The following is a 22,578-nucleotide window of genomic DNA, read 5'->3' as shown; positions in this document are numbered from 1 at the left end:
GCGGCAGAATAGACATAGAAGCAGGAGGCTTGTTATGCAGTATTTACTTGCTTTAGCTATGGTCGTTCTCGGCTCTTATGCCTCGCTATGTCAAAGTATGGAATTAGCCGCAACCTCTCCTCTACAATCAGCAAATCAAAATTCTGTTACAGAAACTTCGGCAGACCTATTAAAACCACTAACCAACGCTGAGGATGTAAAGCATCTTGCAAGTGACTTAAACCAGATCCAAATTCTACAGAAGAAATATGAGAAGTACCGCGCTCTGGCAGATACTCGGCAATGGAAAACCATTCCAAGAGGACCACTGCTAAGATTTGGCGATACCCATCCACATGTACCGCTGATTCGTGAAAAACTAATTACACTGGGTGATCTTTCATTAGCCAACTGCTCATCCATTTCAGACCCTCTGTTTGACATAGAACTTCATGAAGCATTGGAGAGATTCCAAAAAAGACACGGCGCCAAGATTGATGGTATTGCAGGCCCTGAAACAAGACGCACTCTAAATGTTTCTCTTCATAAAAGAGTGGATCAGTTATACGTAAATATTCTTCGACTACAGCAGTTCCAACCAAACACTGACCGCTACATTCAAGTAAATGTGCCTGACTTTAGACTACACCTGATTGAGCAAGGCAAATCAATCCTAAGCATGAAGACCATAGTGGGTAAGAAAAAAAGGAAAACCCCAATATTCGAAACAGAAGTAAACCGTATTGTAATCAACCCCTCTTGGCATGTACCTAAGAGTATCGCCTATAAAGATATCGTGCCTGAACTTGAGAAAGACCCAAGTTTTCTAAAGAAAGCGAGACTTAACCTAGTCACTGGCTGGGGCAATAACAAACGCTTTATCGCTGCTGAAGATATCGATTACAACAAACTATATAAAGGAGAAAACTATCAACGCTTTTGGGAAGCACCAAGTTCATCAAACACGCTTGGAAGTGTGAAATTCCTAACCTCTGGCCCTTATTCAGTCTATCTACACGACACTTCAGCTAAAAGCCTTTTTAATGAATCTAAGCGCGCTTTTAGTTCAGGCTGCATTCGAGTTGAGCAACCACGCCAACTTGCAGATCAGCTCATGCGAATGACGCAAGGTTGGAATAGCAGCAAACTAGATCCATTATTTGAACAAGAGAAAACTAAACACATACGTTTGTTAGACCCTATTCCATTACATGTAACTTATTGGACTGCGTTTATTGATCAAGATGGTGATTTAAACTTCCGTCACGACCTATATAAACGCGATAGATATGACTTAACTAGGCTACAAGAGGCACTTCTAAGCACAGATGCACGTCAAAATTAATCAAGTTGCTCAAAATATACTCAAGAATAATTCATGCAGATAGCTGGTTAATTTATATACAAACAATTATTTGATCGGGCATAATCATTTCTTTTTCAGATGTATTGATACCTAATGACCGATCAGAAAGATTGTATTGTTATCCCTTCCCCGACACGTCGTAAATTTTTAAAAGCCCTAGGTGGTTTATCAGCGTTAAGCGCTATGCCATCTGCAGCATTCGCCAATATACATAAGGCTAAAGACCATTCGCTATCATTGGTAAACCTCCACACTGGCGAAGCGTTAAATAGTACATTCTTCACCGAAGGTAGCTTTCAAAAAGACAGCCTTGGTGCACTTGATCACCTATTGCGCGATCACAGAACAGATCAAGTTCACCCAATGAACCAACAGCTAATTATGTTACTGCATGATCTGCAACAAACATTCGGGGAACATAAACCTATTCACGTTATATCTGCCTATCGCTCACCTAAGACCAATGCCATGTTGAGCAGTAAAAGCGGAAAAGTAGCTAAAAAGAGCTTACACATGCAGGGTAAAGCCATTGATATTCGCATTCCGGGTGTCGATGTGAAAGATCTTCAACGTGCTGCATTGAGCATGAAGTCTGGAGGTGTAGGTCTATATACACGCAGTAACTTTGTGCATCTTGATGTAGGCAGAGTAAGACAATGGGGATCGTAAAACGATCTCCTAATATTTTTCTTCAGTTGAGGCAGGCTTATTCTGTTTTTTCGGCCTGATTACCTTCAGCTTCTATCTCATTTTTTGGTTTTTCTGGGGCTGAAGGTTTATTACTGGTACTACCAGAACTATTGTTTGCAGCGACCGGAGGCTTAGGTGGTCGTCTATCAACCCTTAATACATCAGTAGTAACCTCACCTCTCACTTGAGCTTTTTCACCTCTCTGTGGTGGTCGATCACTAAAGTGCCTTACGCCTTCACTGTCTACCCACATGTACATTTCGCCAGCTGAAAGATTAGCTGCGAGTAAAATAAGTCCTGAAGTAAACGCAATCCGCTTTAGCATAGAGAGCCTCCTTTCTACCCAGCATAGCAGTCATTTGTACAAATAACACACAACAGTAATTTGTAGTTTAGAGTACGCAGACGGAGAGCACTTCAGCAAAGCTACAGTTTTGTTAGCCTAACTCTTCGACGCCACGGTTAGCCAATTGATCGGCCAGTTCATTTTCAGGATGACCACTATGTCCCTTTACCCAGCGCCAATCGATTGAATGAGGCTCGGTAGCTTTGTCTAAGCGCTGCCATAAATCTGCATTTTTAACTGGTTTTTTCTGTGAGTTTTTCCAACCACGCTTCTTCCAACCATCAATCCATTCAGTTATGCCTTGTCGGACATACTGAGAGTCTGTTGTTAGAATAACTTCACAAGGACGATTAAGTGTTTCAAGCGCTTTAATTGCAGCTAATAACTCCATGCGATTATTAGTTGTATCCTGCTCACCACCCCAAAGTTGCTTTTCAGCGTCCCCATAACGCATAACGGCCCCCCATCCTCCTGGCCCAGGGTTTCCTTTACACGCACCATCAGTGAATATTTCAACGATCTTCACAAACTTTCCTTAATGATTTTCGGGTAGTGGGTTCCGCGACTGGCAGAGTAATAAGCCTTCTTAATCCCCAACCAGAACGCAGCGGAGTCATGCCAGCGATGTCTTTACGCGCCAACAAAACAGAAAAAGCACCCGTATGGCCGGGTAAACGCCTAGCAACACTTTCAACTAGCCTAAAACGACTTCGCCATTTCGCTTTAGCAAACGGAGCGCGATAATAACCTGAAAGTTGACGCAGTTCAGTTAATTCTAAAAGTTTTAACCAGTCAGATAGCCTTTTATGGCTAAGAAATCGACCACTCCAAGGCGGCACATCACTCTTTCGCTTTGTCAGTCGATAAAGCCCCCAAGAACTTACCGGATTGAATCCCACAATGACGACATGCCCACCAGGTCTGAGAATTCTAGAAGCTTCCCTTAAGACTTGATGGGGGGAATCAGTAAAATCTAATGCATGATGAAGAAGCACTACATCAACGCTTTCATGAGCTAAAGGTATCTCAGTATTTTCAGCGACAATGCAATTATCGCCAACACCTAATCCAAGCTTGGGAATAACAGAGAAACAGTGAGTAACTGGACTACTTTCAAATAAAGTAATCCGACTATCTACTGAAAACTGTACCAAGTGCATGCCAAACAGAGCACCAATCACACGCTCTACAGTATCCCTTTCAGCTTGAAGAAGCTCTTGACCTAATTCTGTATCAAACCAAGCCATAATATGTGGGAGCTGAGCTTCTAAAGAGCGACTCATCTTATTTGCCATAATTTTGTCTAATTAGAACTGGCCCAATGTAATATAAGCAGTATTATATTTCTTTTATAACACTGCAAATGAAGGTTTTCCTTTCACTTGATAGAGGCGGTCAAATGTTTAGCGTTACTCCAATTCCTGCTTTCTCTGATAATTATATTTGGCTCCTTAAGCTTCCTGACAGCCAGAAAGTCGCTGTGGTCGATCCAGGTGATGCAGCTCCGGTTATCGCATACCTTAATGATAATAGCCTTGAACTAGACAGCATATTAATCACACACCACCACTACGATCATACCGACGGAGTAAAAGAACTTACGGACAGATATCAAGTTCCTGTTTATGGGCCTCATAACTCTCCTTTCTCCGGTATAACCAATCCCCTTAAGGAAAACGATACACTTGATCTATGGGGACAAAAGCTGGTCATTAAAGAGATACCTGGACATACACTCGACCATATCAGCTACTTTTCTAGCACCGAGCAACCTCAGTTATTCTGCGGGGATACGCTATTTTTAGCGGGATGCGGGCGTTTGTTTGAAGGCACGCCACAACAGATGTTAGCAGCGATGAATCATTTCCATTCATTGCCAGATAACACCGAAGTTTACTGCACACATGAATATTCATTGGCTAATCTAGCCTTTGCAGAGGCAGTCGAACCTGACAATGCAGATGTTAAAGATGCGATTAACCAATGCACTTCGCTTCGTAATTCTGATCGCCCAACATTGCCATCATCGATTGCTCAAGAAAAACGTATTAACCCTTTTATGCGTTCAGATCAGACAAGCGTCATTAGTGCTGCAAAGCAATTCACTCATCAGACAGAGCTAGACCAAGAAGCAGTGTTTGCAGCTATAAGAGAATGGAAGAATCAATTTTAATTTGTTGATTTTCTAGCTTTTCCAGAGAACCCTTGACCCTTCAAGGGCCACTGATAGAATGGATCGATTTGGGAACCTGCGAATAAACCTCATATGTTCTCAGTGGGCTATAAAATGACCAGATACGCGAAAGTCAGTACAGTGAAATGTCTAGACCTTTTCAAGCTGACTGACAAAGTAGATGGTCATTTTAGAGTCCACCCTACGGGGCTTGCAGAGCAACCGAATCACTTCGTTAATGATTTTCGACAGGCAACCAGCATGCCTGTAATCATTGCCTCGTGCTTCAATTGCTCTGTAAGCCTGAGTCGTATAGGGCTTGTTCGCAGGTTCCGTTACCTCCTAAGCATCGGAGCACCATGTTTTCATCTTCTAAATCGGTCCTGCTATCTATTGCTGCAGGCGTAGTATTAAGCGGTTGCCAATCCGTTACCGAAAAAAACACTATTCCCTCTAATACTGGGATAGATAACCAGCCTTCTCAAGCCAGTAACACCCAGTCACCTGAAGAGAAGACTGAAGCCATCCCAACGGATTTATGGGAAGTCACTCGTACTCACATGCAGATGAATCTGCATTTAGATAACCCAAGAGTGCAAACCCAGCTTAAGTGGTATAAAAAACACCCTAACCATATGGCTCGGGTGGTAAAACGCGCAGCGCCTTATTATCATCATATTCTAAACAGTGCTATTGAACGTGGCATCCCTGTCGAATTAGCGCTACTTCCAATTATTGAAAGTGCTTACGATCCATTTGCCTACTCTCATGGCCGCGCAGCTGGTCCATGGCAATTCATTCCCTCAACAGGTAAGTATTTCGGCTTAAAGCAAAATTGGTGGTATGACGGACGTCGTGACATTTTGAGTTCAACCGATGCTGCCTATACATACCTACAACAGTTACATAAACGTTTTAACGGTGACTGGCTACTCGCCCTAGCAGCATACAACGCTGGTGGCGGTAACGTTTCTAAATCAATTAAACGTAACAAGCGTCAAGATAAGCCAACCGACTATTGGTCTTTAAAACTGCCGAAAGAAACGATGGCTTATGTACCTAAATTTTTAGCTGTCGCTGAGGTTGTAAAAAATTCGGCTGATTACGGCTTAACTTTACAACCAATCCCGAACGAACCTCATTTCGCTGCTGTTAAAACCGGCAGCCAAATTGATATTGCTCAAGCTGCCTCTATGGCTGATATCAGCACTAAAGAGATGTACCTTTTGAATCCTGGCTTTAACCGCTGGGCCACTGCGCCAGAAGGGCCACATCGTTTGTTGGTTCCGGTTGATAACGCCGAGCAATTTACCAAAGCACTCTCCGAGCTACCAAGCGATCAACGCGTTAAGTGGGCACGTTATAAAATTCAATCCGGCGATTCTTTGATCGCTATCGCTAAGAAATATAAGACATCTGTCAGCCTTATCCGCTCGACTAATAAGATCAGCGGCAACAATATCAGAGCAGGCAAAACACTGCTGGTTCCAACAGCAAGTAAACAGGCAACAGAATATGTCCTCAGTCAGCAACAACGTCATGCTGACAGACAGAAAACCATTTCACGTACAACTGATCGCCAACAAAAGCATCACACGGTCCAGTCAGGTGATAGTTTTTGGAGCATTGCCAACCGTTACAACGTCGGTGTACGCCAGTTAGCACGTTGGAACAGCATGGCACCAGGTGACCCATTACGAGTTGGTAAGAAACTGGTTATTTGGAGCAAACCAACACAAACCGCGCTAAATGAAACCGATCGCCAAGTAATCCGCAAAGTGGGTTACAAGGTACGCCAAGGTGATTCGCTTTCTGTTATCGCCAACAAATTTAATGTTAATGTGGCGGATATCTTACGTTGGAATAAGATCAACAAAGCTAAGTATATTCGCCCAGGGCAACATCTGACCTTGTATGTAGATGTTACCCGAGCACACTAATTCAGGACGACTGACTCATGGACGCAACAAGTATTTTTATTATTGTTTTTGCGACAGTCACTGCAATTGCGTTTAAAGTCATTCTTTATAAACGCATTCAAAAGTGGATGGATCAAGACCTAATAAAAGGCCTAGCTGATGGCAATGAGGAAAAACTAACGTTCCTACAACAGCAATATCAGCAACTCGTCGACGCCAAAGTTAAGCGTAAGCATCTCCATAATCAGCTAACTGAATTGTCCGAACAATTTGAACAAAAAAGCTAAGGAACAGTCTTATCAGTGGCTTTTACTGGAACCCAGCAAAGGTCACTGATATAAAAGATAATTTACGTTAAGAAGGAACCTTAGATTGCTTACACTCAAACCTCGTACTTGCTCTTCTCTACGCAAATTAAGTATTTGGTTGTGCCTTTTCAGTTTCCTTACTCCTGCACCTCTATTGGCAGATGCTGTTACATCGAGCCATGGCATTGCAATGCATGGCGACCTTAAATACCCTGCCAACTTTAAGCACTTTGATTATGTGAACCCTGATGCACCCAAAGGCGGCAAAGCCATTCAATCTGCTTTGGGAACATTTGATAGCTTTAATAACTTCATCGTCAAAGGAACCCCTGCTGACGGGCTTGGCCTCCTATACGATAGTTTACTTGGTAAAGCTCAAGACGAACCTTTTTCCTTATATGGTCTCGTTGCTGAATCGCTAGAAGTGCCAGCTGATCGTAGCTGGATTATTTTTAATATACGCCCTGAAGCAAAATTTAGTGACGGCCACCCAATTACTGCAGAAGACGTAGTTTTCAGTTTAGAAACCTTGAGATCTAAAGGCGCACCATTCTACAAAGCATACTATGCCGACATAGAATCAGTTGAAGCACTTAATCCTCACCGAGTTAAATTTAATTTCCGCAACAACCTTAACCGTGAGTTAGCCCTTATCGTTGGTGAAATTGCAATTTTGCCTAAACATTTTTGGCAAGATAGAGATTTCCAAAGACCGAGTTTAGATATTCCGGTTGCCTCTGGTTCATACACGATTGATAGTTTTGATGCCGGACGTAGTATCACCTATAAGCTAAGCCCTGATTACTGGGGTAAAGACCTACCCGTTAATAGAGGTCGTCATAATATTGAATTTCTGACCTACGATTACTACAGGGATAACACGGTAGCAATGGAAGCTTTTAAAGCTGGTGAATACGATTTCCGTCAAGAAAATTCATCAAAGCGCTGGGCTACTAGCTATACAGGGTCTGCAGTAGATTCAGGCAAGATAATTGTCAAAGAGTTAGGTCATGAAAACCCAACGGGCATGCAAGCCTTCGTCCTAAACACTCGACGACCGCAATTTGAAGACCCGCGTGTTAGACAAGCACTAGCGCTAGCATTTGATTTCGAATGGACCAATAGAAACATCTTTTACAACGCCTATACCCGTACCCATAGCTTTTTCTCCAACTCGGAGATGGCCGCTACTAGCCTGCCAACCGAAAAAGAGATCGAGATACTTGAGCCTATTCGTGACCAAATCCCTACCGAGGTATTTACTCAAGTTTATCGTGCTCCTGAAACCAGTGGTAATGGCCGAATCTATACCGAGCTGCGTCAAGCTAAACGCCTACTTCAACAAGCCGGATGGATCTTTAAAAAAGGTAAGTTAGTCCACAAAGAGACTGGCGAACCACTTAAAATCGAAATGCTGCTTTATTCACCTGCTTTCGAACGAGTAGTCGCTCCCTTTATTCGTAACTTGGAACGATTGGGTATTCACTCAAGCATTCGTTTAGTTGATGTTTCACAATACATCAGCCGCCTGCGTAAGTATGATTTTGACGTAGTTGTAAGCGGATTTGGTCAATCCTCCTCACCGGGTAATGAACAACGTGATTACTGGCATTCCTCTGGTGCTGATGTTGAAGGCAGCCGGAATCTCATCGGAATCAAAAATCCAGCGGTTGATTACCTAGTAGACCAGCTTATTCAATCCCCTGATCGTGAGCAGTTAGTTTTACGAACTCGTGCCCTTGATCGCGTGCTGCAATGGAATCATTACGTTATCCCTCAATACCATATTAATAAATATAGAGTGGCTTATTGGGATAAATTTGAAATGCCGAGCACTCGCCCTAAATACAATCTAGGTTTTGATACTTGGTGGATCAAACCATCCGAGGACGCTAAATAATGGCTGCGTATATCCTAAGGCGTTTACTTCTGATCATTCCTACCTTGATAGGAATTCTGACGATCAACTTTATCATTGTTCAAGCAGCCCCTGGGGGCCCCGTTGAGCAAACCATTGCTCAATTGGAAGGCATTAATGTCGGTGCGACGGCTCGAGTCAGTGGCGCACAAAATGACCTAACAACCGAAGCGAGCAGCGCGAATGGCGGTGACAGTAGCTATCGTGGTGCGAGAGGCTTAGACCCAGAATTGGTAAAAGAGATCGAAGCGCTATACGGTTTTGATAAACCCGCTCACGAACGCTTTTGGCAGATGCTAAAAAATTACGCCGTTTTCGATTTTGGAAATAGCTTATTTAGTGACAAATCGGTAGTCGATTTAATCATCGAAAAATTACCGGTATCTATCTCCTTAGGCCTTTGGGCGACATTGATTACTTACGCTGTTTCCATTCCTCTAGGTATACGTAAAGCGGTTAGAGACGGCACCCCTTTTGATGTCTGGACCAGTACCGCAATAATCGTTGGCTACGCCATTCCGAACTTCCTATTTGCGATTTTACTGATCGTCATCTTTGCAGGCGGCACTTGGTTAGACTGGTTCCCACTTCGAGGACTGACGTCACCTAACTTTGAGGAATTGAGCCTGTGGGGCCAGATTAAAGATTACTTCTGGCACATCACCCTACCAGTTATCGCAACTGTGATCGGCAGTTTTGCGACATTAACAATGCTAACCAAAAACTCATTTCTAGATGAGATCAACAAGCAATATGTGCTTACGGCGAGAGCTAAAGGCCTTTCCGAAAAGAAAGTCCTTTATGGTCATGTCTTCCGTAACGCTATGCTTATCATCATTGCTGGTATGCCTGCAGCGCTTATCTCAATCTTCTTTACCGGCTCTATGCTGATTGAGGTCATCTTCTCCCTTGATGGCATTGGACTGCTAGGTTATGAGGCGGTAATCAACCGTGATTACCCTGTTATCTTTGGTACCCTGTATATCTTCACCCTTATCGGTTTATTACTTAAATTGATCAGTGACATTACTTATGTACTGGTAGACCCAAGAATAGACTTTGAAAGCAGGGAGCTTTAATCATGGGTGTATTAGTTAATAAACTCAGCCCTCTCAATCAGCGCAGGATCGAAAACTTCCGTAAAAACAAACGCGGCTATTGGTCTTTATGGATCTTCAGCACGCTATTTATCCTATCCCTATTTGCAGAGATTATTGCAAATGACGATCCCTTGGTAGTGTCGTATAAGGGCGATCTATATTTCCCTGTCGCCGTTGATTACACCGAACTGACCTTTGGCGGGGAATTTGAAAGCCCTGCGGATTTCAAAGATCCCTATATCCAAGACCTTATACATAATAAAGGGCAAGGCTGGATTATCTGGCCTCTGATTAAGTACAACTACAGCACAATTAATTACGATCTTCCTGTACCTGCTCCATCCCCTCCAACAATGGACAATCTGCTAGGTACAGACGATCAGGCTCGTGATGTACTTGCTCGCGTCATATACGGTTTTAGGATCTCAATCCTATTTGCCGTAGTTTTGACTTTAGCAAGTTCAGTGATCGGTGTGGTTGCTGGTGCTATTCAGGGCTACTACGGCGGTAAAGTTGACCTATTTTTCCAACGTTTTATTGAGATTTGGTCGGGTCTACCCGTTCTGTTCTTGCTGATCATTTTAGCCAGTATCGTTGAACCTAATTTCTGGTGGCTATTGGGCATTATGCTTCTGTTCTCTTGGATGCAACTTGTTGATGTCGTACGTGCCGAATTTCTACGTGGTCGTAATCTCGAATATGTTCGTGCCGCCCGTGCTCTTGGTTTAAATAACCGTATGATCATGTTCCGCCATATTCTTCCTAACGCCATGGTGGCGACGCTAACCTTTATGCCATTTATCTTTAATGGTTCTGTTGTTACGTTGACTGCACTGGATTTCTTGGGCTTTGGCCTCCCTCCTGGCAGCCCATCACTGGGAGAATTAGTTGCACAAGGAAAAACAAACCTTCATGCACCATGGTTAGGTATCACAGCTTTCTGTAGCCTTGCACTGATGCTTACCCTTCTAATCTTTATAGGTGAAGCTGTACGTGACGCCTTCGACCCAAGGAAAGTGTCATGACGTCTCCGCTATTAAGTGTTCGCAACCTATCCGTCACTTTTGATCAGGGTAGTGAAGCTGCTGTAGAAGCAGTGAAACAAGTTAGCTTTGATATACCTCGAGGTGAGACTCTTGCATTGGTAGGAGAATCAGGCTCTGGCAAATCCGTATCCGCAATGTCAGTTCTGCGTTTACTCCCCTACCCTAAAGCAAGTCACCCTAGCGGTGAAATTCACTATGATGGCCAAGATCTGCTGAGCTATAACGAAAATCAGATGCGCCGGTTACGCGGCGATAAGATCAGCGTTATCTTTCAGGAACCAATGACGTCGCTCAACCCTCTACACACAATTCAGAAGCAAATAGGCGAAACCCTATTACTGCATAGAGGCATGACCGGCAAACAAGCTCGTTCGCGGATTCTTGAGCTACTTGAGTTAGTCGGCATCCCTGAGCCTGAGAAACGCTTAAATAGCTACCCTCATGAACTTTCAGGCGGTCAGCGTCAACGCGTAATGATCGCGATGGCACTCGCAAATGATCCTGAGCTGCTTATTGCTGACGAGCCAACTACCGCACTGGATGTAACAATTCAGGAGCAGATTCTAGAGTTACTTAAGTCTCTGCAAGAAAAACTGGGCATGGCAATTTTGCTGATTACTCATGACCTGAATATTGTTCGTCGTTACGCGCATCATGTTTGTGTTATGTATAAAGGTGAGCAAGTCGAATCGGCTCCAACGGCTAAACTATTTGCACAACCACAACACCCTTACACTCAAACGCTGTTAGATGCAGAACCATCAGGCAATCCTGCCATTGTTCAATGCGAACAAGAGCGTTTACTAGAAACAGAAAAGTTAAAAGTCTGGTTCCCTATTACAAAAGGCTTTTTCAAAAAGACCGTTGATCATATTAAAGCTGTAAACAGCATCGACTTATCTGTTAACCGCGGTGAAACACTCGGCATTGTGGGAGAATCCGGCTCAGGAAAAACCACATTAGGCCTCGCCATTTTGAAACTGCAACGCAGTGAAGGCGAAATCACGTTTGATCAGACCGCTCTTACACCTTTAGACCAAAAAGCAGTGAAACCTTTACGTAAACGGATGCAGATAGTTTTTCAGGACCCGTTTGGCAGCTTGAGTCCACGCATGTCTATTGCTGAGATCATTGCCGAAGGACTCGATATTCACCAGCCTGAATCTAAAGCTGAACACGAACAAGCGATCATTGATGTACTACAAGAGGTTGGTATCGATCCTGAAAGTAGGCATCGCTATCCGCATGAGTTCTCTGGAGGTCAGCGGCAGCGTATCGCCATCGCACGCGCGCTTGTACTGAAGCCTGAACTTATCGTCTTAGATGAGCCCACCTCTGCGTTAGATCGCACAGTACAGAAACAAATTGTGGAGCTATTGCGTAACCTTCAGGAAAAATATGGCTTAACTTATCTGTTTATCAGCCATGATTTAGCCGTTGTAAAAGCGCTAAGCCACAAGCTAATAGTGATGCGCCATGGAGATATCGTCGAACAAGGTGATGCCCAAGAAATCTTTGCATCACCTAAAGCTGAATACACACAACAGCTACTGGCAGCCGCATTTAATCAATAAGTCGAGTATGCCTCTCCCACTTTAAGACGAAGCGGTGCTAATTCTTTAGCGCCGTTTCTAGTTCTTTCTATTTACTTTTGCCTGCATCAAGATCAGAGTACGACTATCAGAAAATATAGGATTAATAGTTTTTGCAGCTACTAATCCCATATTTTTTGAGGATTAAAACAATGATAAACCCAACGGAGCCGCACAAGATTCTTGTGATTGGCGGGGGCGCTGGCGGCCTTGAGCTCGTCACCCAACTAGGCCACCGCTACCGAAAAAATCCCTCAGTTGAAGTAACCCTAGTCGATCAAAAACGTTCCCATATCTGGAAACCTCTTTTACATGAGGTTGCCACAGGTTCGCTTGATCCAAATACAGATGGTGTTGTTTACCATGCCCACGCGGTTAAACACCATTATGAGTTCGAACTAGGTACTTTTTGTGGCCTAAACAAAGACACAAAAACCGTCACACTGGCTGAAACAGTCGATGAAGATGGTGTTCAAATCCTTCCAGAAAGACATCTGCAATATGACACCCTTGTTTTAGCGATCGGAAGTGTCAGTAACGATTTCAAAACACCGGGCGTCAAGGATCACTGTTTCTTCCTAGATACAGCTAAACAAGCGGAACGTTTCCATAACGCGCTAATTAACAACTTTATGCGTGTAAACCAGCGTGAAAACGGCGTATTAAATATCGCGATTGTTGGTGCTGGCGCAACGGGTGTTGAGCTTGCGGCTGAGCTTTACAACGTAACCGACATGCTTAAGTCATACGGCCTTCCGAAAATGACAGCTAAACAGCTAAAGGTTACGCTTATCGAAGCTGGTCCACGTATTCTTCCTGCACTCCCTGCTCGCATCTCCGGCTCTGCCCGTGATGAGCTAGCAGCGTTGGGTGTGGATGTATGTGAAGATACGTTGATCAAATCAGCGAACGCTAATGGTTTCGAGACGGCTGACGGTTCAGAAATCGAAGCAGATATGATGATCTGGGCCGCAGGCGTTAAGGCACCTGACTTCCTAGCAGATCTTTATGGCTTTGAGTTAACCCGTACGAATCAGATTCTTGTTAAACCAACTCTTCAATCCAGCATCGACGACAGCATTTACGTAATTGGTGATTGCTGTGCTTGTGCGCAAGAAGATGGTAGCTGGGTGCCACCTCGCGCCCAATCAGCCCACCAAATGGCATCTCTTGTTAAGAAAAACATTATTCTTACTGAAAAAGGCAAAGAGCTTAAGAACTTCGTCTACAAGGATCACGGCTCACTGGTCAACCTTAGCCGTTACAGTACCGTTGGTAGTTTGATGGGCAACCTTTCAAAGAACTCTATGTTTATTGAAGGGAAAATTGCTCGTGTTGTGTATGTTTCACTTTATCGCATGCACCAGATCGCCATTCACGGCTTCTTCAAAGCGATGATCGTTTATATTGCTGAGAAGATCGGGAAAGTAGTACGACCGAAGATGAAACTGCACTAAGTTTCAAAGTGAGCGCTGATTGTATTTTTTACAATCAGCGCACTATTCCCACTCATTAAGATAAGCCACTTCACTAGACCAACAAAAGTTCGCCCCCTCTCCCATCTTCTCTAGTTCCGCTTTTAAAAATTCTGTAAATACCACCACCTTACTTGGTAGAAAATCCCGCTTAGGATAGAGTAAATACACACCATAACCTTCCGGTTCAATAGGTGGAAATAACGAAACTAAGTCGCCAGAACTTAAACCGTCTTTAAATAGAAAATGAGGCCCCTGCATCACACCGACATCGCTACGACAAAGATCCACCAGCGCCTGACCATCATCAACCACTAAATAGTTTTTGGGATCTAGTTTTTCGGTCTCCCCATCCACTTCAGCCAAAATAGGCATTAACTTACCCGTCTGCTTAAAGCGAAAGCGTATCCATCGATGATTATCAAAATCCTGAAAACTATCGATTGGTCCGAACTTCATAAGGTAGTTTCTTGATGCACAAGTAAGAAAGTCCATAGGGCTCAATTTGTGCAATACCATACGGCTATCAGATACCGTACCTGTTCGGATCGATAGGTCGATTCCCCGTTCGATAATATCGACATATTCATCGGAGAAACTCAATTGCAGGCTAATATCTGGATACTGTTTGGTAAATTTAGAAAGTAATGGAACAATATATAAACGCCCGTAAGCGACCGGTAAATTTACCTTTAAAATACCCGTTGCAGACTCATTACCCGATTTAAGACGCTGCTCGCACTCATCCAGATCTATGAGTAACGCTCTCACCGTCTCTAGGTATTCCTTTCCCGCATCAGTAATGGTTAGCTTTCGGGTAGAACGATAAAACAGTGTATAAGCTAACTGCTTTTCTAATCGGCTTATCGCTTTACTCACTGTAGATGCATCAGTACCAAGCACCGCTGCGGCAGCAGCAAATGATCCTTTCTCGCATACAGTAATAAACGTTTTTAAGACATTGAACTTATCCATTGATGAAGAATATTCACCAATGAAATTCTGATCAAGATATTTTTCACTTATTACACCAGCTTTAAAATGGTCGCAATCAACTTTCCGGAGATTAAAAATGAGAAAGCAATTTGTACGCCTAGCAGCAACTCTGGCTTTACTGCTCTTCAGCCAACTGTCATTCGCCGAGAGTAAGAAGATCGGCATCCTTGTCTTTGATGGTGTTCTAACATCCGATGTAACAGCACCATTAGAAGTTTTTGGCGTCGCCAGTAGAAAAACATGGTTCAGTGACTACACACCTATCGTTATAAATGTGGCAAATAAGTCCTCCATGACAACTGAAGAAGGCCTAAGCTTAAACAGCCCCTATTGGATCGGTAATGCGCCTGAACTCGATGTTCTAATCGTACCATCTAGTTACGACATGGACCCGCTGATCGAAAACATCCAATTAATCCAATTCATTAAAAACACTGCTAAAAACGCCGAATGGATGGCGAGTAACTGCTCCGGTTCTTTCTTACTTGGTAAGGCAGGCCTGTTGGATGGATTAAAGGCCACTACTTGGGCAGGAGGTGAAAAGGATCTTGCTCGCACCTTTCCAAGCGTAAAAGTCCAATATGACCAGAATGTGGTTATTGACGGTAATGTAATTACGTCCAATGGAAGCTTAGTTAGCTATCAAGCAGCGCTAGTGCTTCTGAGTAAATTAGCATCGGCCTCTAAAGCCAATGAAGTAGCAAAGGCACTACAATACACACGCTTTTCGACTAAGAAATTTATTTTGTAATTAACCCAGGCTCAGCAAATCTATTTGCTGAGCCTTGCATCATTTAATGTATAAACAAAAAAATATTACTCACACGACACTGTACGAGTAGAAGCCCACTCTCTTAGATAATCAATCTTTTCAGACATCACTACGGACAGAGGCTGAGTCTTTCGCAACTCTGCATGCAGAAGAGCTTGATCAAGCTCAACATTCTGGGCATGAGCGGTATAAAAAGCAGAGATAACAGCCTGCTCAATTTCAGCACCCGAAAAACCAACGCTTTCTTCGATCAAACGCTTAAAATCAAAATTGCTTACATCGACTCCTTGACGTTTCAAATGAATATCAAAGATTTTAAAACGAATATCGTCATTAGGGAGATCGACAAAGAAGATCTCATCAAAACGCCCTTTTCGTACAAGCTCTGGTGGCAAGGCTTCAATATCATTCGCCGTAGCTACGATAAATACAGGCGCATCTTTCTCGGCCATCCACGTCAACAAGGTACCCAGCATACGTGTCGCAGGTCCGCCCTCATCACTGCCTGATGAGATCCCTTTTTCAATCTCATCTAGCCATAGAACACAGGGCGCCATAACCTCTGCAGTTTGTAGGGCTTCACGAAGATTTCGCTCAGTCTCACCGTAAAATTTGTTATAAAGGGCACCGAAATCAAGACGTAATAACGGCGCATGCCAACTACCTGCAACCGCTTTAGCCGCAAGGCTTTTACCACAACCTTGTACGCCCAATAACAGCATCCCTTTAGGTGCGGGTAAATTACTAACGCCACTATCACGATTAAAAAATGGTTTTCGCTCATTTAACCAATTTTTTAGTCCGTTAAAACCGGCTATATCAGAGAACTGTGCAGTGTCATATTCGAAATGCATATTTCCCTGCTCACTTAATAGCTGATACTTCGTTTCGTTAATTGCAGGGATATCACTGGCGGTGATCGCACCATCATCAAAAATGGCATTTCTTGCTAATCGCCGAACATCAGATCTGGTTAAACCCGTTAAGTTTCTAACCAAAAGTTGCAGGTTTTCAGAACTCGCCTGCACTTTAGAGCCTGAGCTTGCTAACCAACTCTGCGCTTCCTCTCGGACAATCTTTTCTATCTCCCTACGTTCAGGTAGAGCGATATCTAATTTGGCGCTAAGTTTCATAATCTCAACTGGCACTTCCAACGCGTGGCTAAGCAAGATTAACGTATGGCCCAGTTCATGAAACTTGAGCGCAATATCCTTCAATAAACGTACGTGCATAGGCTCATCCAAAAACGGATGCAGATCTGCCAATACATAAACACCAGGGGTAGAAACTGATTTAATATGCGCTAGGGCTTCGGTCGGTTGCGAGAATAACTTTTGCGGCGGGAGATCACGATCAATCCGCTGAATTCCATCGGTCAAAGTCCACTTGAATAGCGGCCTTTCATACACAGGCTTAAGTGATAACAGCATATCAACAACCTGATTTTCCTCAGTACTTTCGATGACGATTAGAGGGATCTCAGATTTGATTAAGACTTCCAGTTGATGCTGTACCATGCCTAAACTCCTTTTAAACTAAAGGAGTTACTCTATTATATCTGTAAGTATCTATGCAAAGTAAATCAAATAGTTAACTCGGGCATTTGACCTGTTGACTGAAACAGAGGATCCAAGCCTAATTGCTGTAATAAAGAAAAGGAATTCCAATGAAACTACTTACTTTAATAATATGGCTAGGCAGCATAGCTATATACCTTGCGAGTGGCACTCTAGGGCTTCGCGATTATATAACCATTGCCATACCTGCAGCCTTTCTACTCTTATCTTTTATCTTGGTAGAACAGTTCAAAGCGATGTTCAGATGGTTTCATCATTTGATCGTAATTCAAATTTTGGTTTGGTACCTATATTCGATGTACTTGCATATGCCAAGAATGGAAGGCAACTTCATAGAACAATACCTTTCATACTCACAGATTTACCTAACTGCTAATTGGTACATTGGTTTTATGATGTTTTTTGGACTAATTTCGATACCGCAAACCAAGAAGACCAAGCAAGCCATTCTCCACCCAACAATTGAATGCGCAATACCTGAAGAATCATTAGGCAAAAAATAAGGCGGTTAAACCGCCTTATTAGACTATTAAGAACTTATAACTTAACGTTCTTTAGGAAACCGAAGCCACATCAGAGATCACCTGGCGGATCCAACGGTGAGCTGCATTATGTTGCAGCAAAGGGCTCCACGCCATTTTGAACTCAAATTCCGGAATATCAAAAGGCGGTTTTTTCACTACTAGCCTTGGGTTTTCTGATTGGATAGCAGCCGCACGACTCGGAATAGTTGCAATAAGCCCACGCTGAGATGCAAGCAATGCGGCTGATTGATAGTGTCGGGTAAATACCGAGATATGGCGCTTATAGCCAATTGAGTCTAATGCCTCATCCACCCAACCGAGCCGCTTGGTATCCTCAGGCGTGATACCCATACCTGCTCCCATGCCGGTTTTACTCACCCAAACATGATTTGCCCTAATATAAGTTTCCAAACAGTAATCATGGGAAATGGGATTATCTACGGCAAACAAACACGAAAACGAATCTTTCCATAAAGTCTTTTGGTGGAAGGATTGTGGCATAGTATCAAAACGGTTGATGACCAGATCGACCAAGCCCTGCTCCACTTCAAGAAAGCTCATATCACTCGGCGTCAAGATATCAAGGACAACATCAGGCGCTTCACGGTTCAAACGCTTTAATAATCGAGGTAAAAGTGTTGCCTCACCATAGTCACTGGTCATTATACGAAAGACCCGGTCACTGGATTTAGCATCAAACTCTGTTGTAGGTTCTATAACCTGTTCTACCGATGCAAGGATCTGTCTAAGCAGTGGCTGCAATGATTGAGCACGCTCAGTAGGCACCATTCCTTCACTGGTTCGAACCAAAAGCGGGTCACCAAAAGTTTCACGCAACCGCCGCAAACCGTTACTCATAGCGGGCTGTGTAATCCCAAGCAAGCTGGCGGATCGAGTCACATTACGCTCCCGCAGCAAAATATCAAGATACACCAAAAGGTTAAGGTCGATTTTATCCAGATTCATATCAATGCCGTAATCATGCGTGTTTCAGTAATAATACCATAGACCTATTCACAGGATAAATACTGCAAATAACAGGCATTTATTTCAATTATAGGGTTAACCGCACTAGAATCGATTGCGAAACTTTTAAGAGTTAGCCGAAAAATGGCTAGCAACTAATATAGAAGGAATGACCATGTCATCACTGAACAAAGACATCGAAAGCATTGCAGGTCTTAAAGCTGAAGCTGGTAGCCCTTGGGATGCAATCAACCCAGAATCTGCTGCACGCATGCGCGCTCAGAACAAATTCAAAACTGGCCTAGATATCGCTAAGTACACTGCTGGTATCATGCGTCGCGACATGGCTGAGTTCGACAAAGACAAAACTAAGTACACTCAGTCTCTAGGCTGCTGGCACGGTTTTGTTGGTCAGCAGAAGCTGATCTCTATCAAGAAGCACTTCGGTTCTACTGAACGTCGTTACCTATACCTATCTGGTTGGATGGTTGCTGCTCTACGTTCTGACTTCGGTCCTCTTCCAGACCAGTCTATGCACGAGAAAACTTCTGTAGCTTCTCTTGTTAACGAACTTTACACATTCCTTCGTCAAGCTGACGCTCGTGAACTAGGCGGTCTATTCCGTGCACTAGACAAAGCACGTGAAGCTGGTGATGCTGCTCTAGAAGCTGACATCCAGTCTCAGATCGACAACCACGAAACTCACGTAGTGCCAATCGTTGCTGACATCGATGCTGGTTTCGGTAACGCTGAAGCGACTTACCTAATGGCTAAGCAGATGATCGAAGCAGGCGCATGCTGCCTACAGATCGAAAACCAGGTTGCTGACGAGAAGCAGTGTGGTCACCAGGACGGTAAAGTAACTGTTCCTCACGCTGACTTCCACGCTAAACTACGTGCTCTACGTTACGCTTTCCTTGAGCTAGGTGTAGATGACGGTGTTATCGTTGCTCGTACTGACTCTGAAGGTGCTGGCCTAACTAAAGAAATCGCTGTAGTTAAAGAACCAGGCGACCAAGGCGACGTTTACAACTCTTACCTAGACGTTGAAGAAGTTGCTCCAGAAGATACTGCTGAAGGCGACGTACTAATCAGCCGTAACGGCAAGCTAGTTCGTCCTAAGCGTCTACCTTCTGGTCTATACCAGTTCCGCGCAGGTACTGGCCACGAGCGTTGCGTATTCGATTGTATCGAAGCTATCAATGCTGGTGCTGACCTTCTTTGGATCGAGACTGCTGTACCAACAGTTCACGAAATTAAAGGCATGATGGACGACGTTCGCAAGGTTCACCCAAATGCGAAACTAGTTTACAACAACTCTCCATCTTTCAACTGGACTCTAAACTTCCGTCAGCAGACTTACGATGCATGGGCTGCTGAAGGTAAAGACGTTTCTGGTTACGACCGCGACAACCTAATGTCTGCTGATTACGACGGTTCTGAACTGTCTGACGCTGCTGACGCTCGCGTTCAAACTTTCCAGGCTGATACTGCTCGCGAAGCGAACGTATTCCACCACCTAATCACTCTGCCTACTTACCACACGACTGCACTGTCTGTTGATAACTTGGCTAAAGAATACTTCGGTGAGAAGGCTATGCTTGGTTACGTTGAAGGCGTACAGCGTAAAGAGATCCGTCAGACTATCGCATGTGTTAAGCACCAAAACATGTCTGGTTCTGACATCGGCGACGACCACAAAGAATACTTTGCTGGTGAGAACGCTCTAAAAGCTGGCGGCGCGAAAAACACGTCTAACCAGTTTAACTAAGCAATACTAGCTAAGGCGCATGCTCTAGCTTGCTAGGGCATCTACCTTGCATAGAAAGGCGGCCCCTTTTTAAGGTGTCGCCTTTTTTATACCTGCTACAAATACTTAGAAAGTTACAAAGGATTCAATTTAAGTTTTAGGATAGAATCCCTACTGCTTTCAACTGCAAACTGATTAAGTGATTTTGATTATGACTACACCTACTTTTCTTAAAGACGCTAAAGAACTGTTAACTGAACAGGGTTTTGCCACTAGCAACACTTGGTACCATGGCACATCTTCCGCGCTGGTCGAATCAATCAAAGATCAGGGGTTAAATCGTTCTGGCGACAAGGCGCTTAAACAAGCGGCTAAACAAACAATGGCTACAATCGGTAATAGCTATACCGAAACCATCGAGCCTGTATTCCTAACACAAAGCAAAGAGTTAGCTTACTTTTGGGCTGAACAAACTGTTAGAAACCGCTCCGTACGTATCGAAGGCGATGAAGAAGCTGTTGTTTTTGAAGTGACGCTTTCAGATGATCTAAACAGCCGAGTAAAAACCGATGTAGGCGCAGCGAGTCTATTAATGGTAAAAGAAGGCGAAGCTTATTTGGCACATCTAGCCGGCATCTATGAAGAGTGCGGCCTAGAAGCACCAGAAATTGATCTAAAAAGCGCTGATCGAATGGATTACCTAAACAAACTAGGTATGGCTTATTACGATTACGACATCGATAAAGATTCTGTGAATTTGCTAAGCGAGTGATCCCATCACCCTAGCCTCACACATATAAAAAGGACGCTATTGCGTCCTTTTTATTGTAAGAAATACAAAACTATTTAGTTTCATCTTCCTGTAGCTCGCAACTACTCTCCAAAACTTCAACCCTTTTTCGAGCCGCTTCTAAATTCATTTGATCAAGCATAGCTTGAAAGGATTGCTGACTTGTTTCTTTATTCAATGCTATAAATTGGTACATCAATAAACCGTTTAAACCAAGAGAACAGACGAAAACAATTGCAAGCACTATGGCTGCATCTAAATGCAGCGGTATTTTTCGCTTAAGATCCAATCTATTTTTCCTTAATTTTCTGAATTCATGATAAGCAATTTACCCATTCTATATTCAAGCAAATAGAAAAGACCACTGCTAATTACACAATGCTTGCCATGGGCAATAACAACCGAAAAAGGCTCGGTGAGTAATTGCCACTTCATATGCCGCTTACAAACCAAACCGGCAACCCCATACCCATAGCCTTCGATTTTTTTCACATCTGGAACTTACAACTCACTGATAAATAATTGTTTATCAAATCTGGCATTAGCTTTGCTGAACTCTTACTGCTAAGAACTGATTTGGAGCCAATCATGCACGCCGTTACACAGACACCAAAGCGCCTAAACACACTTGAACAGATCCCTGTTCATGAGCAGATTCAAAAGCATGTAAAGGCACTCGAAGAGGCTCCGAGCATTTCCAGCATCGATCAGTTTTACCTAGATATGCTGGAACAGTTTCTTCCAGCCAATCAGAAAGCTCGTTATCTAAAGCTACTTAAAAAAGAGATCGTCGCTGTTTTTAGAATCGACCAGATTATGGCTGCAGTGCTATATAGCGATTCCACTATTGAGTCCTTTTCGCATCAAGCAACCGAGCATATTAACTCGCTCAGAGCAGGCCCATTATCTGTCAGCCGTATTAGTTACATATTGCACAAAGAATTTTCTGATCGAGTGTCTGTCGACTACTTCTGCAAAGACAACCCAACCTACCACGATCTAAAACTGGGTTACTTATATTCAGAGGAAGATCTAAAGGCAGGATTTACTGCAGACGAAACCTCTACAGAAGAACTCATGTGTGACTGGCTACAGAGTTATCAGCAGTGGATGCATGACTATCTATATTTCAACCTTGCACAGATAACCAAAGAAACTGATAGATTACCTCCTAAAACGCTATCTCTACTGCAGAACTATAGCGCCGAAGAGAAAGAGCAATTACAAGCACTGCTTTAGCATATCTAAAAACACATTCTTGTCAGTTAATGGTCTGTGCTATAGATTGAGC

Annotated in this window: 23 protein-coding genes; 15 read left to right on the top strand and 8 right to left on the bottom strand. The window is 43.5% G+C overall.

Annotated elements, in window-relative coordinates; all coding sequences use genetic code 11:
• Positions 1-34 precede the first annotated feature (34 nt).
• Together ACMXYN_RS07800 and ACMXYN_RS07795 are read left to right on the top strand one after the other, a co-directional pair.
• Positions 35-1,324 (top strand): L,D-transpeptidase family protein, encoded by a 1,290-nt coding sequence (locus tag ACMXYN_RS07800; RefSeq protein ID WP_415894254.1) that lies wholly within the window; start codon positions 35-37, stop codon positions 1,322-1,324.
• Between the two features lie 114 nt (positions 1,325-1,438).
• Positions 1,439-2,014, top strand: a complete 576-nt coding sequence (locus tag ACMXYN_RS07795) for a DUF882 domain-containing protein (RefSeq protein ID WP_415894253.1) — start codon at positions 1,439-1,441, stop codon at positions 2,012-2,014.
• 37 nt (positions 2,015-2,051) lie between these two features.
• Here the strand turns inward: ACMXYN_RS07795 and ACMXYN_RS07790 are convergent, their stop codons facing one another.
• The 3 genes from ACMXYN_RS07790 to ACMXYN_RS07780 all read right to left on the bottom strand — a co-directional run bounded on the left by ACMXYN_RS07790 (position 2,052) and on the right by ACMXYN_RS07780 (position 3,664).
• A complete protein-coding gene (locus ACMXYN_RS07790) occupies positions 2,052-2,360 on the bottom strand; it encodes a DUF4124 domain-containing protein (protein WP_415894252.1) in 309 nt (102 codons plus the stop codon).
• Positions 2,361-2,472: 112 nt separating this feature from the next.
• Positions 2,473-2,907 carry a ribonuclease HI gene (rnhA, locus tag ACMXYN_RS07785; protein ID WP_415894251.1) on the bottom strand — a complete coding sequence of 145 codons (435 nt, stop codon included), beginning with the start codon at positions 2,905-2,907 and terminating at the stop codon, positions 2,473-2,475.
• Positions 2,894-3,664, bottom strand: a complete 771-nt coding sequence (locus ACMXYN_RS07780; protein WP_415894250.1) for a class I SAM-dependent methyltransferase — start codon at positions 3,662-3,664, stop codon at positions 2,894-2,896. The genes rnhA and ACMXYN_RS07780 overlap by 14 nt, the downstream gene beginning before the upstream one ends.
• A gap of 116 nt (positions 3,665-3,780) precedes the next feature.
• Here ACMXYN_RS07780 and gloB point away from each other — a divergent pair, with 116 nt between their 5' ends.
• The 8 genes from gloB to ACMXYN_RS07740 all read left to right on the top strand — a co-directional run bounded on the left by gloB (position 3,781) and on the right by ACMXYN_RS07740 (position 13,894).
• Entirely contained in the window at positions 3,781-4,554 is a 774-nt protein-coding gene (gene gloB, locus ACMXYN_RS07775; RefSeq protein ID WP_415894249.1) for a hydroxyacylglutathione hydrolase, read from the top strand.
• Between the two features lie 359 nt (positions 4,555-4,913).
• Positions 4,914-6,494 carry a LysM peptidoglycan-binding domain-containing protein gene (locus tag ACMXYN_RS07770; protein WP_415894248.1) on the top strand — a complete coding sequence of 527 codons (1,581 nt, stop codon included), beginning with the start codon at positions 4,914-4,916 and terminating at the stop codon, positions 6,492-6,494.
• Positions 6,495-6,511: 17 nt separating this feature from the next.
• A complete protein-coding gene (locus ACMXYN_RS07765; RefSeq protein ID WP_415881414.1) occupies positions 6,512-6,760 on the top strand; it encodes a hypothetical protein in 249 nt (82 codons plus the stop codon).
• A gap of 85 nt (positions 6,761-6,845) precedes the next feature.
• The gene (locus tag ACMXYN_RS07760) at positions 6,846-8,681 is read left to right on the top strand and encodes an extracellular solute-binding protein (protein ID WP_415894247.1); all 1,836 of its coding nucleotides are present in this window, start codon (positions 6,846-6,848) and stop codon (positions 8,679-8,681) included.
• The gene (locus ACMXYN_RS07755; protein ID WP_415894246.1) at positions 8,681-9,778 is read left to right on the top strand and encodes a microcin C ABC transporter permease YejB; all 1,098 of its coding nucleotides are present in this window, start codon (positions 8,681-8,683) and stop codon (positions 9,776-9,778) included. Before ACMXYN_RS07760 ends, ACMXYN_RS07755 begins: the two co-directional genes overlap by 1 nt.
• A gap of 2 nt (positions 9,779-9,780) precedes the next feature.
• Positions 9,781-10,824: an ABC transporter permease gene (locus tag ACMXYN_RS07750; protein ID WP_415894245.1), complete on the top strand. Its 1,044-nt coding sequence runs from the start codon at positions 9,781-9,783 to the stop codon at positions 10,822-10,824.
• Positions 10,821-12,419 carry an ABC transporter ATP-binding protein gene (locus tag ACMXYN_RS07745; protein ID WP_415894244.1) on the top strand — a complete coding sequence of 533 codons (1,599 nt, stop codon included), beginning with the start codon at positions 10,821-10,823 and terminating at the stop codon, positions 12,417-12,419. The genes ACMXYN_RS07750 and ACMXYN_RS07745 overlap by 4 nt, the downstream gene beginning before the upstream one ends.
• 170 nt (positions 12,420-12,589) lie before the next feature.
• Positions 12,590-13,894: an NAD(P)/FAD-dependent oxidoreductase gene (locus ACMXYN_RS07740; protein WP_415894243.1), complete on the top strand. Its 1,305-nt coding sequence runs from the start codon at positions 12,590-12,592 to the stop codon at positions 13,892-13,894.
• A gap of 42 nt (positions 13,895-13,936) precedes the next feature.
• Here the strand turns inward: ACMXYN_RS07740 and ACMXYN_RS07735 are convergent, their stop codons facing one another.
• Positions 13,937-14,887: a LysR substrate-binding domain-containing protein gene (locus tag ACMXYN_RS07735; RefSeq protein ID WP_415894242.1), complete on the bottom strand. Its 951-nt coding sequence runs from the start codon at positions 14,885-14,887 to the stop codon at positions 13,937-13,939.
• Positions 14,888-14,984: 97 nt separating this feature from the next.
• On the opposite strand from ACMXYN_RS07735, the gene ACMXYN_RS07730 reads away from it, so the two are divergent.
• Positions 14,985-15,659, top strand: a complete 675-nt coding sequence (locus tag ACMXYN_RS07730; RefSeq protein ID WP_415894241.1) for a DJ-1/PfpI family protein — start codon at positions 14,985-14,987, stop codon at positions 15,657-15,659.
• A 65-nt stretch (positions 15,660-15,724) separates the two neighbouring features.
• On the opposite strand, the gene ACMXYN_RS07725 is transcribed toward ACMXYN_RS07730, so the two are convergent.
• Positions 15,725-17,197: an AAA family ATPase gene (locus ACMXYN_RS07725; protein ID WP_415894240.1), complete on the bottom strand. Its 1,473-nt coding sequence runs from the start codon at positions 17,195-17,197 to the stop codon at positions 15,725-15,727.
• A gap of 149 nt (positions 17,198-17,346) precedes the next feature.
• Between ACMXYN_RS07725 and ACMXYN_RS07720 the strand changes: the two genes are divergently transcribed.
• Positions 17,347-17,760 carry a hypothetical protein gene (locus ACMXYN_RS07720; protein WP_415894239.1) on the top strand — a complete coding sequence of 138 codons (414 nt, stop codon included), beginning with the start codon at positions 17,347-17,349 and terminating at the stop codon, positions 17,758-17,760.
• Positions 17,761-17,811: 51 nt separating this feature from the next.
• Here the strand turns inward: ACMXYN_RS07720 and ACMXYN_RS07715 are convergent, their stop codons facing one another.
• Positions 17,812-18,747 carry a LysR family transcriptional regulator gene (locus tag ACMXYN_RS07715; protein ID WP_415894238.1) on the bottom strand — a complete coding sequence of 312 codons (936 nt, stop codon included), beginning with the start codon at positions 18,745-18,747 and terminating at the stop codon, positions 17,812-17,814.
• A gap of 175 nt (positions 18,748-18,922) precedes the next feature.
• Between ACMXYN_RS07715 and ACMXYN_RS07710 the strand changes: the two genes are divergently transcribed.
• Together ACMXYN_RS07710 and ACMXYN_RS07705 are read left to right on the top strand one after the other, a co-directional pair.
• Positions 18,923-20,518 carry an isocitrate lyase gene (locus ACMXYN_RS07710; protein WP_415881425.1) on the top strand — a complete coding sequence of 532 codons (1,596 nt, stop codon included), beginning with the start codon at positions 18,923-18,925 and terminating at the stop codon, positions 20,516-20,518.
• Between the two features lie 190 nt (positions 20,519-20,708).
• Positions 20,709-21,269 (top strand): hypothetical protein, encoded by a 561-nt coding sequence (locus ACMXYN_RS07705; protein WP_415894237.1) that lies wholly within the window; start codon positions 20,709-20,711, stop codon positions 21,267-21,269.
• Positions 21,270-21,339: 70 nt separating this feature from the next.
• Here ACMXYN_RS07705 and ACMXYN_RS07700 read toward each other — a convergent pair whose 3' ends face one another.
• Both ACMXYN_RS07700 and ACMXYN_RS07695 read right to left on the bottom strand, forming a co-directional pair.
• Complete coding sequence (locus ACMXYN_RS07700) at positions 21,340-21,576, bottom strand: hypothetical protein (RefSeq protein WP_415894236.1); 237 nt, start codon at positions 21,574-21,576, stop codon at positions 21,340-21,342.
• 11 nt (positions 21,577-21,587) lie between these two features.
• Positions 21,588-21,779 (bottom strand): hypothetical protein, encoded by a 192-nt coding sequence (locus tag ACMXYN_RS07695; protein WP_415894235.1) that lies wholly within the window; start codon positions 21,777-21,779, stop codon positions 21,588-21,590.
• 96 nt (positions 21,780-21,875) lie between these two features.
• Between ACMXYN_RS07695 and ACMXYN_RS07690 the strand changes: the two genes are divergently transcribed.
• Complete coding sequence (locus ACMXYN_RS07690) at positions 21,876-22,526, top strand: hypothetical protein (protein WP_415894234.1); 651 nt, start codon at positions 21,876-21,878, stop codon at positions 22,524-22,526.
• Positions 22,527-22,578 lie beyond the last annotated feature (52 nt).

Origin of the sequence: Neptuniibacter sp. PT8_73, assembly GCF_047778045.1 — a bacterium.
Classification (GTDB): domain Bacteria; phylum Pseudomonadota; class Gammaproteobacteria; order Pseudomonadales; family Balneatricaceae; genus Neptuniibacter.
The sequence above is the reverse complement of the archived record's forward strand: the minus strand, read 5'-3'. Positions and strand labels throughout refer to the sequence as shown.

Bases quoted from the DNA above. Each gene is read 5' to 3' on its own strand.
- ACMXYN_RS07800 (WP_415894254.1), top strand. From the start codon at position 35: ATGCAGTATTTACTTGCTTTAGCTATGGTCGTTCTCGGCTCTTATGCC.
- ACMXYN_RS07795 (WP_415894253.1), top strand. From the start codon at position 1,439: ATGACCGATCAGAAAGATTGTATTGTTATCCCTTCCCCGACACGTCGT.
- ACMXYN_RS07790 (WP_415894252.1), bottom strand. From the start codon at position 2,360: ATGCTAAAGCGGATTGCGTTTACTTCAGGACTTATTTTACTCGCAGCT.
- ACMXYN_RS07780 (WP_415894250.1), bottom strand. From the start codon at position 3,664: ATGAGTCGCTCTTTAGAAGCTCAGCTCCCACATATTATGGCTTGGTTT.
- gloB (WP_415894249.1), top strand. From the start codon at position 3,781: ATGTTTAGCGTTACTCCAATTCCTGCTTTCTCTGATAATTATATTTGG.
- ACMXYN_RS07770 (WP_415894248.1), top strand. From the start codon at position 4,914: ATGTTTTCATCTTCTAAATCGGTCCTGCTATCTATTGCTGCAGGCGTA.
- ACMXYN_RS07765 (WP_415881414.1), top strand. From the start codon at position 6,512: ATGGACGCAACAAGTATTTTTATTATTGTTTTTGCGACAGTCACTGCA.
- ACMXYN_RS07755 (WP_415894246.1), top strand. From the start codon at position 8,681: ATGGCTGCGTATATCCTAAGGCGTTTACTTCTGATCATTCCTACCTTG.
- ACMXYN_RS07750 (WP_415894245.1), top strand. From the start codon at position 9,781: ATGGGTGTATTAGTTAATAAACTCAGCCCTCTCAATCAGCGCAGGATC.
- ACMXYN_RS07745 (WP_415894244.1), top strand. From the start codon at position 10,821: ATGACGTCTCCGCTATTAAGTGTTCGCAACCTATCCGTCACTTTTGAT.
- ACMXYN_RS07740 (WP_415894243.1), top strand. From the start codon at position 12,590: ATGATAAACCCAACGGAGCCGCACAAGATTCTTGTGATTGGCGGGGGC.
- ACMXYN_RS07735 (WP_415894242.1), bottom strand. From the start codon at position 14,887: ATGGATAAGTTCAATGTCTTAAAAACGTTTATTACTGTATGCGAGAAA.
- ACMXYN_RS07730 (WP_415894241.1), top strand. From the start codon at position 14,985: ATGAGAAAGCAATTTGTACGCCTAGCAGCAACTCTGGCTTTACTGCTC.
- ACMXYN_RS07725 (WP_415894240.1), bottom strand. From the start codon at position 17,197: ATGGTACAGCATCAACTGGAAGTCTTAATCAAATCTGAGATCCCTCTA.
- ACMXYN_RS07720 (WP_415894239.1), top strand. From the start codon at position 17,347: ATGAAACTACTTACTTTAATAATATGGCTAGGCAGCATAGCTATATAC.
- ACMXYN_RS07715 (WP_415894238.1), bottom strand. From the start codon at position 18,747: ATGAATCTGGATAAAATCGACCTTAACCTTTTGGTGTATCTTGATATT.
- ACMXYN_RS07710 (WP_415881425.1), top strand. From the start codon at position 18,923: ATGTCATCACTGAACAAAGACATCGAAAGCATTGCAGGTCTTAAAGCT.
- ACMXYN_RS07705 (WP_415894237.1), top strand. From the start codon at position 20,709: ATGACTACACCTACTTTTCTTAAAGACGCTAAAGAACTGTTAACTGAA.
- ACMXYN_RS07690 (WP_415894234.1), top strand. From the start codon at position 21,876: ATGCACGCCGTTACACAGACACCAAAGCGCCTAAACACACTTGAACAG.